Annotated in this window: 17 protein-coding genes; all 17 read right to left on the reverse strand. The window is 37.4% G+C overall.

The window, feature by feature from the left end; genetic code table 11:
- Positions 1 to 32: 32 nt before the first annotated feature.
- On the reverse strand, positions 33 to 923 hold the full coding sequence (ylqF, locus tag ACYVEC_RS13010) for a ribosome biogenesis GTPase YlqF (RefSeq protein ID WP_063221131.1): 891 nt from the start codon (positions 921 to 923) through the stop codon (positions 33 to 35).
- 20 nt (positions 924 to 943) lie between these two features.
- On the reverse strand, positions 944 to 1,495 hold the full coding sequence (gene lepB, locus ACYVEC_RS13015; protein ID WP_060631992.1) for a signal peptidase I: 552 nt from the start codon (positions 1,493 to 1,495) through the stop codon (positions 944 to 946).
- A gap of 101 nt (positions 1,496 to 1,596) precedes the next feature.
- Positions 1,597 to 1,941 carry a 50S ribosomal protein L19 gene (gene rplS, locus ACYVEC_RS13020; RefSeq protein ID WP_001186516.1) on the reverse strand — a complete coding sequence of 115 codons (345 nt, stop codon included), beginning with the start codon at positions 1,939 to 1,941 and terminating at the stop codon, positions 1,597 to 1,599.
- A 146-nt stretch (positions 1,942 to 2,087) separates the two neighbouring features.
- Positions 2,088 to 2,822, reverse strand: a complete 735-nt coding sequence (gene trmD, locus ACYVEC_RS13025; RefSeq protein WP_098555011.1) for a tRNA (guanosine(37)-N1)-methyltransferase TrmD — start codon at positions 2,820 to 2,822, stop codon at positions 2,088 to 2,090.
- Entirely contained in the window at positions 2,822 to 3,337 is a 516-nt protein-coding gene (gene rimM / locus ACYVEC_RS13030; protein ID WP_060631994.1) for a ribosome maturation factor RimM, read from the reverse strand. The genes trmD and rimM overlap by 1 nt, the downstream gene beginning before the upstream one ends.
- A 121-nt stretch (positions 3,338 to 3,458) precedes the next feature.
- Positions 3,459 to 3,686 (reverse strand): KH domain-containing protein, encoded by a 228-nt coding sequence (locus ACYVEC_RS13035; RefSeq protein ID WP_063221133.1) that lies wholly within the window; start codon positions 3,684 to 3,686, stop codon positions 3,459 to 3,461.
- A 14-nt stretch (positions 3,687 to 3,700) separates the two neighbouring features.
- Positions 3,701 to 3,973: a 30S ribosomal protein S16 gene (rpsP, locus tag ACYVEC_RS13040; protein ID WP_000268750.1), complete on the reverse strand. Its 273-nt coding sequence runs from the start codon at positions 3,971 to 3,973 to the stop codon at positions 3,701 to 3,703.
- A 100-nt stretch (positions 3,974 to 4,073) separates the two neighbouring features.
- Positions 4,074 to 5,423, reverse strand: a complete 1,350-nt coding sequence (gene ffh, locus ACYVEC_RS13045) for a signal recognition particle protein (RefSeq protein ID WP_000863460.1) — start codon at positions 5,421 to 5,423, stop codon at positions 4,074 to 4,076.
- 12 nt (positions 5,424 to 5,435) lie between these two features.
- On the reverse strand, positions 5,436 to 5,768 hold the full coding sequence (locus ACYVEC_RS13050) for a putative DNA-binding protein (protein WP_000891061.1): 333 nt from the start codon (positions 5,766 to 5,768) through the stop codon (positions 5,436 to 5,438).
- A gap of 133 nt (positions 5,769 to 5,901) precedes the next feature.
- Positions 5,902 to 6,891, reverse strand: a complete 990-nt coding sequence (gene ftsY / locus ACYVEC_RS13055; RefSeq protein ID WP_063221134.1) for a signal recognition particle-docking protein FtsY — start codon at positions 6,889 to 6,891, stop codon at positions 5,902 to 5,904.
- A gap of 15 nt (positions 6,892 to 6,906) precedes the next feature.
- Positions 6,907 to 10,476, reverse strand: a complete 3,570-nt coding sequence (smc, locus tag ACYVEC_RS13060) for a chromosome segregation protein SMC (RefSeq protein WP_063221135.1) — start codon at positions 10,474 to 10,476, stop codon at positions 6,907 to 6,909.
- Between the two features lie 147 nt (positions 10,477 to 10,623).
- Positions 10,624 to 11,361, reverse strand: coding sequence for a ribonuclease III (gene rncS / locus ACYVEC_RS13065; protein ID WP_060631998.1), 738 nt, complete (start codon positions 11,359 to 11,361; stop codon positions 10,624 to 10,626).
- Between the two features lie 58 nt (positions 11,362 to 11,419).
- Entirely contained in the window at positions 11,420 to 11,653 is a 234-nt protein-coding gene (gene acpP / locus ACYVEC_RS13070; protein ID WP_000786062.1) for an acyl carrier protein, read from the reverse strand.
- A gap of 69 nt (positions 11,654 to 11,722) precedes the next feature.
- Positions 11,723 to 12,463, reverse strand: coding sequence for a 3-oxoacyl-[acyl-carrier-protein] reductase (gene fabG, locus ACYVEC_RS13075; protein WP_063221136.1), 741 nt, complete (start codon positions 12,461 to 12,463; stop codon positions 11,723 to 11,725).
- Positions 12,463 to 13,407 (reverse strand): ACP S-malonyltransferase, encoded by a 945-nt coding sequence (gene fabD, locus ACYVEC_RS13080; RefSeq protein ID WP_063221137.1) that lies wholly within the window; start codon positions 13,405 to 13,407, stop codon positions 12,463 to 12,465. The genes fabG and fabD overlap by 1 nt, the downstream gene beginning before the upstream one ends.
- A 14-nt stretch (positions 13,408 to 13,421) precedes the next feature.
- Positions 13,422 to 14,414 (reverse strand): phosphate acyltransferase PlsX, encoded by a 993-nt coding sequence (gene plsX / locus ACYVEC_RS13085; RefSeq protein WP_063221138.1) that lies wholly within the window; start codon positions 14,412 to 14,414, stop codon positions 13,422 to 13,424.
- Positions 14,411 to 15,004, reverse strand: coding sequence for a transcription factor FapR (gene fapR / locus ACYVEC_RS13090; RefSeq protein WP_063221198.1), 594 nt, complete (start codon positions 15,002 to 15,004; stop codon positions 14,411 to 14,413). Before fapR ends, plsX begins: the two co-directional genes overlap by 4 nt.
- Positions 15,005 to 15,032: the final 28 nt, after the last annotated feature.

A 15,032-nucleotide genomic window follows, 5' to 3' on the forward strand; every position in this document is an offset into this window, starting at 1 on the left:
TACAAAAAAGAAAAGACGTACAAACGCACGTCTTATACTTCTTCTACTTTTTCTGCATCTTCTGTCTGCTCTGCAAACTCTTCTGGTGTTTCAAACGTCATTTTTCCAAGTTTGCCACCACGAAGCTCACGAAGTACAAGTTCAGATGTTTTATCATAATCAATCATTCCGCCGCCCATTAAGCAACCTCTGTTTTTTCCAATCGCATCAAATAACTCCACAATCTCTTCTGGAATGTCATTTAAATTATAGCGCTCTTTCAAACGTTCCGGATAATGTTTCTCCATAAAACGTAACGCATAAATAGCTACATCTTGCAGATTTAAAATAGAATCTTTAATTGCACCCGTTGTCGCTAAACGAAGACCCACTAATTGATCTTCAAATTTAGGCCATAAAATACCGGGTGTATCCAATAATTCCATTTCCTTCCCAACTTTAATCCATTGCTGAGCTGTTGTCACACCAGGGCGATCTCCTGTTTTAGCAATATTTTTCTTCGCCAATTTATTAATCAACGTGGATTTACCAACATTCGGTATACCTACAATTAATGCACGAATCGCTCTTGGTCTAATACCTTTTGCAACCATTTTATCAAATTTTTCTTTCACCAACACTTTACAAGCTGCTGCAATTTCCTTCATACCTTGTCCAGCTTGTGCGTTAATTGAAATTGCCATATGGCCTTTTTCTTTAAAATATGCGATCCATTGCTTCGTTAAATGATCATCTGCCATATCCGCTTTATTTAAAACAACAAGCCTCGGTTTATGTGTAATAATCTCATCGATCATTGGATTTCGAGAAGATAAAGGTAATCGAGCATCTACAAGCTCAATTACAACATCAATTAACTTTAATTTTTCTGTTACTTGGCGTCTAGCCTTTGCCATATGTCCCGGGAACCATTGAATTACCATGTTGCCACCTTCTTTTTCTTTTATTTCACAATGCGTGCATCTTTTAACGGCCAATATAGTATATTTGCTTTTCCAATTACTTGGTCCATTGAAATTGTACCAATTGAACGACTATCTTTACTAAAACGACGATTATCGCCTAAAACAAATAATTGACCTTCTGGAACAGTTTTCTTCCCTGTCATTTCTTCAAGAGTAAAATCATATGTAAGCGGTCCGTCAGCAATTTGTTTTTTCTGCTTGTCTAAATACGGCTCCTCATAAGGCTTTCCGTTAACATATAGTTTATCATTACGATACTCTATTTCATCGCCTGGCAGGCCGATAATGCGTTTAATATAATCTTTATCTTCCGTTGCTCGGAATACAATAATATCAAATCGTTTCGGATCTCCTATGTGATAACCAATTTTATTGACAATCATTCGATCGCGATCATGTAAAGTAGACGCCATCGATACCCCATCTACGAGAATTGGCGCAAAGAAAAACTGTCTAATAACACCCGCTAATACAACAGCAATTAAAATTGCCTTGATCCATTCCCAAAGTGAACTCTTTTCTTTTTTCATGCATTTCCCCTCCACGATTATGTAAGCTGCTCGTATTATATCAAAATTTTATATAGATTGGAAAAAGGGAGCTTGTGCATTTACAAGCTCCCATACATGTCTTATCGAATTTCTTTAATACGTGCTTTTTTACCGCGAAGGTTACGTAAGTAGTATAACTTAGCACGACGTACTTTACCACGGCGAAGTACTTCGATTTTCGCGATTCTTGGCGTGTGAACTGGGAATGTACGCTCAACACCTACACCGTAAGAAATCTTACGAACTGTGAATGTTTCACTGATTCCGCCACCACGACGTTTGATTACAACACCTTCGAAAAGCTGAATTCTTTCACGAGTTCCCTCAACTACTTTTACGTGTACACGTAAAGTGTCTCCAGGACGGAATGAAGGAAGGTCAGTTTTTAATTGGCCTTTTGTAATTTCTGCGATTAATTGTTGCATATTAAATTCTCTCCTTTAAACAGATGCTCTTATAAAGTCTAAATAAATTACAGCGGAACATCGTTAATACGGCTACTGATTTCAGCAGCACAAGTGTTATAATAGCATATTGCTAGAACTGTTGCAATAGCAAATATATCAAGTCCTTATTTGCCTTCTTTAATCTGTTCTAACCATTTCTCTTCTTGCTTAGATAACTCTCGTTCTCCCAATAAATCCGGTCTACGCGTGTACGTACGACGTAGTGATTCTTTATGTCGCCATTCATCAATATTTTTATGATTTCCCGACATTAATACATCCGGCACCTTCATACCACGAAAATCAGCTGGACGTGTATAATGAGGATGCTCTAATAAACCTGTACTAAACGAATCCTCGACTTGCGAAGCATGATTCCCTAGTACTCCTGGCAGGAGACGTACAACACTATCAGTAATAACCATAGAAGCTAACTCTCCACCGGTTAATACATAGTCACCAATAGAAATTTCATCTGTTACGAGATGTTCACGAATTCGTTCGTCATATCCTTCATAATGCCCACATACAAAGATTAAATGTTCTTCCTCTGCAAGCTCTTCCGCTTTCTTCTGATTGAATCTTTCACCCTGCGGACACATTAAGACAACTCTCGGCTTACGCTCTGTCTCTTTTGTTAAATCTTCTACAGCATCAAAAATAGGCTGAGGGGTCAATACCATCCCAGCGCCACCGCCATACGGATAATCATCTACGCTATTATGCTTACTCGTTGTATAATCGCGGAAATTGACAACACGAAGCTCTACCGCTTCTTTTTCTTGTGCTTTCTTTAAAATTGAAGATCCAAACACACCTGTAAACATATCTGGAAACAATGTTAAAATGTCAATTTTCATTATAGCAACCCTTCCATTACATGAATGGTTACTAATTTATTCTCAATGTTAACTTGAAGTACAACATCATCAATATAGGGAATTAACAGATCTTGACCTTTTGGACGTTTAATTACCCAAACATCATTCGCACCAGGTGATAAGATTTCTTTGATCGTTCCTAATGCCTCTCCCTCTTCTGTTACAACGTTACAACCAATAATTTCATGATAGTAGTATTCACCTTCAGCTAGTTCACCTAACTGCTCTTCTGGTACTTTTATTAAAGAACCTTTAAATTTCTCTACTTCATCTACATTGTTGTATCCTTCAAATGTTAATAAATCAAATGTCTTATGTTGACGATGAGAAGTTACTTTCACCGGAAGATAATCTGTACTTTTCTCATTCGATATGTATAAAGTGTTTCCTACTTTATATCGCTCTTCCGGAAAATCAGTACGAGAAATCACACGAATTTCTCCTCTTACGCCATGAGTATTTACAATTTTTCCTACATTAAACCATTTTGTCATAAATAGTATGTCACCCCTGGTTTCCATATAAATTAAGCATTTCCATTTCACGTATGGAACATGCAATTTCTCTTTAAATGTTAAAAAAGGGAGAGGATATAACTCCTCGCCCTTTTTACGTTTATTGAATTTCCAGTGTTACTTTTTCATTATTATGATGTCCCACTGAATACAAGAGCATTCGAATTGCTTTCGCAACTGTCCCTTGCTTTCCAATGACTTTTCCAACATCCTCAGGATGTACAGTTAATCGATACTTTATCTCTCCGTTGTAAAGTTCCTGTGTAACTTTTACATCTTCAGGATGATCGACAAGAGGCTTGACAATCGTCTCGACTAACTTCTTCATAGTCATTGCCTCAATTACTTACCTTGTTTAGATAAGTGGAATTTCTCCATGATACCTTGGTTAGAGAATAAGTTACGAACTGTATCAGATGGTTTAGCACCATTTCCTAACCATTTTAATGCTGCTTCTTCGTTGATCTTAACTTCAGCTGGTTGAGCAACCGGATTGTAAGTACCGATTTCCTCAATGAAACGTCCGTCACGAGGAGAACGAGAATCTGCAACAACTACACGATAGAAAGGAGTTTTTTTAGCTCCCATACGTTTTAAACGAATTTTAACTGCCATTTATAAAGCACCTCCGAATTTATTTCACACAGATAATTATATTAGCAAAAAGACTATTGCTTTGTAAAGTATTTTTTCTTAACAGAGCCATCTTTTTTCCTTACATGAATGGAAACTTCAATCCACCTAGTCCCTTTTTCTTACCTTTTTGCATTCCCGTCATCGTCTTCATCATTTTTTTCATATCATCAAATTGCTTGATTAGACGATTGATTTCTTGTACCGTTGTACCGCTACCTTTGGCAATGCGCTTTTTGCGACTAGCATTGATTATTTCCGGTTGTTCTCGCTCTAATTTAGTCATAGAACGAATAATTGCCTCAATATGCCCAATTTGTTTTTCATCAACTTGTGCATTTTTCAGCCCTTTAATTTTATTTGCACCAGGAAGCATTCCTAACAATTCGTCAAGCGGTCCAAGTTGACGTACTTGTCCAAGTTGTTCTAGGAAATCGTCAAGCGTAAACGAAAGCGTACGCATTTTTTGCTCAAGTTCTTTTGCTTTCTCTTCATCAACTGTAGCTTGCGCTTTTTCAATTAATGTTAAGACGTCTCCCATCCCTAAAATACGGGATGCCATACGTTCTGGATGGAACGCTTCAATTGCATCTAGTTTTTCACCCATACCAGCAAATTTAATAGGTGTGTTTGTTACAGCCTTAATAGATAATGCCGCACCACCGCGCGTATCACCATCTAATTTCGTTAATACAACACCAGTTAAACCTAACTGCTCATGGAAACTTTGTGCTACATTTACCGCGTCTTGTCCCGTCATCGCATCGACAACTAGGAAAATTTCATCCGGTTTCGCAACTTCTTTCACTTTCGCTAATTCATCCATTAGTTCTTCATCAATATGCAGACGACCTGCTGTATCAATTAAAACATAATCGTGATGATCTTCTTTTGCTTTTGCAATCGCTTGTTTCGCAATTTCAACTGGACTAACTTGATCTCCTAAAGAGAAAACAGGCATGTCCAATTGCTTCCCTAATGTTTCAAGCTGTTTAATCGCTGCTGGACGGTAAATATCCGCTGCAACAAGCATTGGTTTACGATTATGCTTTTTACGCAGTAAATTCGCAAGTTTACCTGTTGTTGTCGTTTTACCTGCACCTTGCAGACCAACCATCATTATAACAGTCGGTGGCTTATTAGCAACAGCAATTTTACTTTGCTCTCCGCCCATAAGTTCTGTAAGTTCTTCCTGTACAACTTTAATTACTTGTTGTCCAGGTGTCAAACTTTTCATTACATCTTGTCCGACAGCACGTTCAGACACACGCTTTACAAAATCTTTTACTACTTTAAAGTTAACGTCCGCTTCTAAAAGAGCTAGACGAACTTCTCTCATCATTTCTTTCACATCGGCTTCAGAAACTTTTCCTTTGCCGCGGATTTTTTGCATTGTCTGTTGAAGTCGGTCGGCTAATCCTTCAAATGCCATATTGCCGCCCTCCTAATCTAATTTTTCGATAGCTTCAACAACTTGTTTCATTTCTTCATTCACATGCTCTTCTTCGCTGATTAGCTGTTTTAGCTTTGCAACAAGTCGCTGTCGCTCTTGAAACTTTTGAAGTAATACTAATTTATCTTCATATTCTTCAAGCATCGCTTCAGTCCGTTTAATGTTATCATACACGGCTTGGCGACTTACATCAAATTCTTCCGCAATTTCACCAAGAGATAAATCATCTAGATAATAAAGCGACATATAACTTCTCTGTTTTTGCGTTAACAACGATTGATAAAAATCAAATAAATAGTTCATTCTCGTTGTTTTTTCGAGCATGTTGGATCATCCTTTGTTAAGTGATTTCCCTTTACATCAATTAGTTTACATGGAGTACAAAAGAGTGTCAAGTTTTTTTCTTAACATCACATATTTTTATAGAAAAAGAAGCGGGAAATACCGCTTCTTTCACTTATACTTCTTCTGTTTCTACTAAGTTCGCAAATAAACCATACACATATTGTTCTGGATCAAACTGTTGCAGATCATCCATTTGCTCCCCTAATCCAACGAATTTCACCGGTACATCCATTTCGTTTCGAATCGCTAATACAATACCACCTTTAGCAGTACCATCTAACTTCGTTAAAACAATACCAGTAACATTCGTTGCTTCACGGAATGTTTTCGCTTGACTTAAACCGTTTTGTCCTGTTGTAGCATCAATTACAAGTAATACCTCATGAGGAGCTCCTGGTACTTCGCGCTCAATTACACGCTTTACTTTCTCTAACTCTTTCATTAAGTTCACTTTATTTTGTAAACGTCCTGCTGTATCACATAGTAATACGTCTACTTTACGTGCTTTTGCAGCTTGTACAGCATCATACATCACCGCTGCTGGATCAGACCCTGATCCTTGTTTAATCACTTCTACACCAACGCGATCGCCCCATACTTCTAATTGTTCAATCGCTCCAGCACGGAATGTATCTCCTGCCGCCAATAGGACAGATTTACCTTCCGATTTAAATTTATGTGCTAGTTTACCAATTGTCGTCGTTTTTCCTACACCGTTAACACCGACAAATAAAACAACTGTTAATTGATCCTCTTGCATATTAATTTCGTTACTAAAGTCACTGTCACCTTTGTAAATTCCTACTAACTTTTCTGAAATAACAGCTTGTACTTCTTTTGGATCTTGAATGTTACGACGTTGCACTTCTTCTTTCAATTGATCAATCAATTCCATTACTGTCGAAACGCCAACATCCGCACCGATTAAGATTTCTTCTAATTCTTCGAAAAAATCTTCATCTACTTTACGGTAACGAAACACTAAATCATTTACTTTATCTGCAAACGAATTTCTCGTTTTTTCTAATCCGTTTTTAAACTTCTCTGTTACCGTATCTGTTTGTTTTGAAATTTTTTCTTTTAACTTTTTAAAAAAGCTCATACTGTCCCATCCTTCCTATTTGCTTGCAACTAGTTCTTCTCCATCATCTAAACGAACCGAAACAAGTTTAGATACCCCTGACTCTTGCATTGTTACACCGTACAATACGTCAGACTCTTCCATTGTACCTTTTCTATGTGTAATTACAATAAACTGTGTCTCATCACTAAATTTCTTTAAATACTGGGCAAAACGGGCAACATTGGCCTCATCAAGAGCCGCCTCTACCTCATCTAGTACACAGAATGGGACTGGGCGCACTTTTAAAATACCAAATAACAGCGCAATTGCTGTTAAAGCACGCTCTCCACCTGACAATAAACCTAAGTTTTGCAGTTTCTTCCCTGGTGGTTGCGCTACAATATCAATACCCGTATTTAATAAGTCTTCTGGATTCGTCATGACTAAATCCGCTCTACCGCCTCCAAATAATTCAGAGAATACCGATTGAAACTCCATTCGAATTCCTTCAAACGTAGTAGAAAAGCGTTTTTTCATTTCTTCATCCATTTCAGTAATTAGTTGGTGCAATGTCGCTTTCGCTTCTTCTAGGTCATCTTTTTGCTCTAATAAGAATGTATGACGCTCTGCTACACGCTCATACTCTTCAATTGCTCCTATGTTTACTGTTCCTAGCTCTTCGATGGATAGTTTAATTAGTTTCACCTTTTTACGTGCATCCTCAGCAGGCATCGTCATTGTATACTTCAGTTTTGCTGCTTCAAATGAAATCGTATATGTTTCACGTAAATGTTGTAATCTATTTTCTAATTCTACATCAAGTCGGTTTATTTTTACTTCTTGATCTTTCAACATCTCAAGAATGTATTTATGTTTACCTGTTGTTTCTTTCAGATTACGCTCTAAATGTTCTACTCTCTCTTGTAAAGATACACGTTGTTCACGACGAGAGCGAATTAACTCTGAAGTTTGATTACGATCATATGCTTTCTTCTCAATCATATTCGTAATTTGTTCTTCACCACTTGAATTCGATGTCATTTCTTGTTTTAAGAATGCTAAATCCTCTTTCGTTTTGACAAGCGTTGCATCCGTTTCTTCTTTTTCCTTCGTCAATCGTTCAACTTTTTCTTTCTGATTAGATAAGCGTTGTTGCTTTTCAGCCGCTAACACTTTTAATTCAGTCATTTCTTTTTGAACTTTCTCTTTCGAAGAATGCTGCTCACTTTTTTGTTTTGTTAAAGCTGCGATTTTGCTATCTAATTCTGTAATCTCTGCTTGAAGAGTCGCTAAAATCTTTTCTAGCTCTTCTTTACGCCCTTGTATTTTCACTTGGTCTTGTAAGAAGCCTTCAATCTCTAAATCGTAAATAGATAAGCGATCATTAATACGGTGTTCTTCTAATTCTAAACGATTAATTTCTTCTCTTAATTTCTGCTCATCTATACGCTCTGCTTCTACACTTTGCCTTAGTTCGCGTATTTGCACTTCTTTTTCTTGAATCTCTTGTTTTACGGCTTTAACAAAGTTCTCTAACTTCGTTGTTTTTTCTTCCATATCAGTTAACTTTTTCGTCCACTCTTCTAGTTCACGTTGACGTCCTAATAAAGAAGATTTCGCCTGTTTTACCGCTCCACCTGTCATAGAACCACCAGGGTTCACTACATCACCTTCGATTGTTACAATGCGATAACGATATTGCAGTTGTTTCGCCAACTCATTTGCACCACGTAAATCTTTTGCAACAATAACAGTACCTAATAAATTTGAAACTACACTTTCATATTTATTGTTATATTGCACAAGTTCTGCCGCCACACCTACAAACGATGGGTGTTGATTTACAATACGTAATTGCTCAAATGATAACGATCTACTTTTAATAACAGCTTGCGGTAAAAACGTTGCTCGTCCATGTTTATTTTGTTTTAAAAACGCAATTGCATTACGAGCATGTTCTTCTTTTTGTACAACAATATGCTGCATCGCTGCACCTAGAGCAATTTCCATTGCAATTTCATATTCTTTCGGTACCGTTAGCAGTTCTGCAACAGCCCCCTCGATACCTTGCAACTTATTTTCTCTAGCTTTTAATACTTCACGTACCCCTTGATAGAAACCGGAGTAGTCTTCTTGCATCTCTTCTAACATTTCTTTTCGAGAACGTGCCTGTTGTACAAATTGATACGCTTGGTACAGTTTTGTTTCATTTTCACTATACTGCGCCTTGCATTTCCCAAGTGCCGCTTCTGTCTTTTGTATATTCGAAAGGATACCAGCTACCTTTTCTTTCACTTGTTCATAACTTTCCACAAGTTTCGTCTTTTTCGCTGTAATTTCCATACGTATTTCTACATATTTCGCATTTTCTTCATCAAGGCGTTCATTTTTAGAGTTTTGTTGTTTAGATTGTTCTTCAATCATAGATAATTCATTACGATGACTAGCTTGTTGATTTAAAAGTTCAATATAGTCACCTTTTAAATTCTCAATTTGTTCCTCTAAATTGTCAGCAAAAGTTGCAAGTAATCGCTCATTATCATGCAATTTTGTCTCCAAATCTTTCACTTGATTTACAAATTGCATCAACACTTCTGTACTTGATTCAATTTCACCATCATAACTTGTAGCTTTCTCTGTCAATTCAACAATTAACTGTTCGAGTTGCGCACAATGCGTCGTTGCATTTTGCTTTCTCTCTTTTAATAGCTCACGCTGTCCCTCTAACTTTTCTAGTTCTTTACTAGAAAGAAGAAGTACTTCTTGTAAGGAATCTACAGACTCATCTACCGCTTGTAATTGTCCTCGTAATTCCTCAAGCTCTTCTTCACCTTTTTGTAAATCCGTTGACATTTTAGCTTCTTCGTTTTTATTATGCCCAAACTGATTTCGAAGCGCTTCCCATTTCTCATGTAATTCTTCAATTTCATGTACAATAAGCGCCGCTTCTACTTTCTCTAATTCTTCTTTTTTCTCGAGATAATCTTTCGCAATAGAAGCTTGTCTTTCTAAAGGTTCTACTTGACTACTTAATTCGTGAATTATATCTTGTACACGATTTAAGTTTTCTTGTGTGTCTGCTAATTTTCCTTCAGCTTTCTTTTTACGAAGTTTGTATTTCAGTACTCCCGCAGCTTCTTCAAATACACCACGACGTTCTTCTGATTTACTACTTAAAATCTCTTCAACTTTACCCTGGCTAATAATCGAAAAAGCTTCTCTTCCCATACCAGAGTCCATAAATAAATCAATAATATCTTTCAATCTACATGATTGTTTATTAATATAAAAATCACTATCACCAGAACGAGATACACGACGTGTTACACACACCTCATTATATTCAATCGGTAAACGTTGATCTTCATTATTTAAAGTTATTGTTACTTCAGCAACATTAACTGCTCTTCTCGTATCACTGCCTGCAAAAATAATATCTTCCATCTTTGCACCACGTAATGATTTTGCAGATTGTTCACCAAGTACCCAGCGAATGGCATCAGTAATATTACTTTTCCCGCTTCCATTAGGTCCTACTACAGACGTTACACCTGGGACAAAATCAACAGATACACGCTCAGCAAAAGACTTAAATCCTGCTATTTCTAATCTTTTTAAAAACACGAAAGGCCTTCCTCCTATTCTCCGTTACTATAAATGTTGTTTATACAAAAACAAGCTATTATACGGATTCACTTTCCTTTCATTTACAAATGAAAGGAAAGTTTCATTCTATACACAAGGAATCCCCCTCATTCAAAGGGGGATTCCTTATCGTTGCTCTTTTAACTTTTTCAACGCTTCTGCAGCAGCTTGTTGCTCTGCTTCTTTTTTCGACTTGCCACTACCAAGACCTAAAGCCACGTTATTTAACGTAACACGTGACACAAATTCTCGATTGTGGGCCGGTCCTTTTTCTTGCAAAATTTGATACTCAATATTGCCACTACCATCACGCTGAATCAACTCTTGTAATTGACTCTTATAATCCATCACATGAGAAAAAGCACCTTCATTAATTTTAGGGTATACAATTTCTTTTAAGAATCCCCATACTGTTTCTAGCCCTTGATCAAGATAAAGGGCACCAATAAACGCTTCAAAGACATCCGCTAATAAAGCTGGTCGTTCACGTCCACCTGTCATTTCCTCACCTTTTCCTAATAAAACAAGGCTACCAAATGACAACTCATTTGCAAAACGAACAAGAGATGGTTCACATACAATAGCTGCACGTAGTTTTGTTAACTCTCCTTCGCTCATTGTCGGATATTTTTGAAACAGATACTGCGATACAGTAAGTTCCAATACTGCATCTCCAAGAAATTCGAGACGCTCATTGTCTTCATGCGGTTTTTTTCGATGCTCATTCACATACGATGAATGCGTAAATGCTTGAGTCAATAATTTTTCATCTGTAAACGTAATACCTATCTTTTCTTGAAATACTTTAAACGCTTCACGATATTTTGTTTCGTATTTTTTTTCTCTATATTTTCGGTACGGCATAGGTCCCTCCAGATATAAGCCGAGAAGCCCCGCTAAAAAACGGGACTTCATTCAAGCATTATAGATGACTCTCTATGTAAGTCACAGCATCGCCAACAGTAGCAATCTTTTCAGCATCTTCATCAGAAATTTCCATTTCGAATTCGTCTTCTAATTGCATTACAAGTTCTACTACATCTAGGGAGTCTGCTCCTAAATCTTCCTTGAAGCTTGCAGCTGGTACTACTTCAGTCTCTTCTACTCCTAAACGATCAACGATGATTTTTGTTACACGCTCTAAAACATCTGCCATTCCATTCACCTCCCCTCAAATATTATATTAAATATTGTCCCAAAAAACTAGCTGAAATCGATTCTTTTATTACATTACCATACCGCCATCAACATTTAACGTTTGACCTGTAATATATTTGCTTTGATCAGAAGCAAAAAACGTTACAGCATTTGCGATATCTTGCGCTTCACCAAACTGAGCTGCTGGAATTAATTTTAACATCTCAGCTTTTATATTTTCATCCAATACATCTGTCATATCTGTCGCAATAAACCCAGGAGCAAGTGCATTTACAGTAATATTACGGCTCGCTAACTCTTTTGCTGATGTTTTTGTTAATCCAATTACACCCGCTTTAGCAGCAACATAGTTTGCTTGTCCTGGATTACCTGTTACTCCAACAACAGAAGCGATATTAATAATACGTCCATGACGTTGACGCATCATATATCGAGATACTGCCTTCGTACATAAGAATACACCTTTTAGATTTGTATTAATAACTGTATCCCATTCTTCTTCTTTCATACGCATTAATAAATTATCTTTCGTTACACCTGCATTGTTTACAAGAATATCAACTTGTCCAAATACATCTACAGTTTGTTTCACCATATTTGTAACGTCTTCAGCATTTGCAACATCTGCTCTTACTGCAATTGCATCCGAACCTAATTTCTTTATTTCATCAACTACTTCATTTGCCTTTTGCTCATTACCAGCATAATTTACTACAACATTTGCCCCTTGTTTCGCTAAATCAATCGCAATCGCACGGCCAATTCCACGTGAAGCGCCGGTTACTAATGCTACTTTCCCTTTTAACATCAGTTTTCTCCTCTCAAATTTGAAATGGTATCTTTTAATGTCTCTTCATCGTATATCGCATATGCTTTCACCGATGAATCAATCGACTTCATAAGTCCAGCAAGCACTTTCCCAGGTCCAATCTCAATAAATGTGTCCACCCCTTGATTCACCATGTATTCAATGGATGGGTACCATAAGACAGGCGAATAGAGCTGTTCGATTAGCTTTTCTTGAATATGTGCACCACTTGTAATAACGTCTGCTGTTACATTTGCAATAACCGGAATATTCGTATCTTGAATTGTAATTTCATTTAAGACACTTTGGAATTTCTCCGCCGCTGGCTTCATTAACGAAGAGTGGAACGGTCCACTTACCTTAAGCGGAATTGCTCTCTTTGCACCATTTTCTTTCGCTCTTTGAGAAGCAATCTCTACTCCTTGTTTTGTTCCAGAAATCACAATTTGCTTCGTGCTATTCATATTAGCGATTTGTACTGCATATCCTTCAATTGTTACTTCTTCTGTAACTTGTTTCAGCATATGTGGATCAGCACCTAAAATAGCCGCCATTGCACCTTCTCCGCCAGGAACAGCTTCTTCCATATATTCCCCACGTTTTCTTACAGCATATACAGCGTCTTCAAAAGTTAATGCCCCCGCTGCTACAAGAGCGCTATATTCACCTAAACTATGCCCTGCGACAAAGTCTGGTGTAATATCATACTCTTTTAAAGCTGTCAAAATAGCAAAACTCGTTGTTAATAAGGCTGGCTGCGCGTTCGTCGTTAACGTAAGCTTCTCCTGTGGTCCTTCAAAAATCACTTCTGAAAGTGAATCTTGCAACACCTCATCTGCTTTTGCAAACACATTTGCAACCTCTTTATTATTCTCTGCTAACTGTTTACCCATTCCAACTGCCTGTGAACCTTGGCCCGGAAAAAGAAATGCTATTTTTCCCATTTCAAATCCTCCTCTTATTGGAGTGGCTCTTTCTCCATTACGCTTGAAATAGTAGGAATAACTTCTTTCGCTACCATTTCTCTCGTTTGACGAATCGCACTAAATATCGATTGTTCATTGGAAGAACCGTGAGCCTTAATGACAGGGGCTTTCAACCCAAATAATGCCGCTCCTCCATACTCCGAATAATCCATTTTATCTTTTAATACCATAAGTTTCGGCTTTAATACCGCTGCTGCTAATTTGCTCGTAAACGAACTCATTAACTGCTCTTTTAACATAGAGAATAATGCGAGCGCTGTTCCTTCTAATGATTTCAGCGCTACATTCCCTGTAAAACCATCACATACAACAACATCTGCTACACCTTGTAATAAATCTCTTGATTCAACGTTCCCAACGAAATTAATTGGGGCATCCTTAAGCATTGTAAAGACTTGTTTGGAAAGCTCGTTCCCTTTTCCATCCTCTGTTCCAACGTTTAAAAGGCCAACGCGAGGATTTTTAATTCCCCTTACTTTCTCAGCGTATACAGATCCCATTACTGCATATTGATATAAATGAATTGGTTTTGCATCAACGTTTGCTCCAACATCTAACATAACAAAACCTTCTCCATCAACGGTTGGCATTGTAGGGGATAAAGCTGGTCGCTCAATTCCTTCCATACGACCTACAACAAACAATCCTGCCGCCATTAAAGCTCCTGTACTACCAGCTGATATACAAGCATCCGCTACGCCGTCTTTCACTTGCTGCGCTGCTAGTACCATTGAAGCTTGTTTTTTTCGACGAACCGCTCTTACTGGTTCATCTGTCGATTCAATTTTTTCATCTGTATGAAGTATAGTAATTCGTTCTTCACTCGTTAAGTATTGACGAATTTCCTCTTCTTTCCCTACTAACGTAATATGTAAATCAGAGTATTCCTTAATAGCTTTCATTGCTCCTAATACGACCGCCTTTGGAGCATGATCGCCGCCCATTGCATCTATTGCGATTTTCATAAGTTGTTACCTTCCTCACTGTAATTACTAGATCGATACATTTCAAAAGTGCCTGTAAAAACAAGTTCTTCTCCAACGAAGCTACGCACTTTGACAACCGTCCGTCCTTTATCATTCTCTACATCTTCAACGCGCACTTTTGCAACAACACGCTCTCCTAATTTTACAGGACGAATGTATCGAATGGTAGACTTTGCAGTTAAAGCTAATTCTTCATCAATAACCGCAACAGCTAGTGAGTTGGCTTGGGCAAACAAGTGATGCCCACGGGCAATTTGATTTCTTTTAAATACGTGTTCTATCTTCACTTCAAAGATAGAAATCGCGTGTCTATCTAATTCTATATCAATAATTTCTCCGACAACCTCTTCTAACGGTAAAGATTTCACATCTTCTTCATGTTGCTTTGTAGCTACATGTTTAATTCTTTCTCTTAATTCAGGAATAGATAATTCCATACGATCAAGACGTACGGTTTGTATACTCACTTGAAATTTTTCTGCTAAATCTTCATCCGTAATAAAAGGATTCGTTTCTATAGTTTGTTGTAATAATTCTTGTCTTTCTTTTTTACTTCTTCTTTTTTTCATACCGCACCATCCATTTTTATGACTAGGT

Source organism: Bacillus sp. MN7755 (assembly GCF_054771475.1).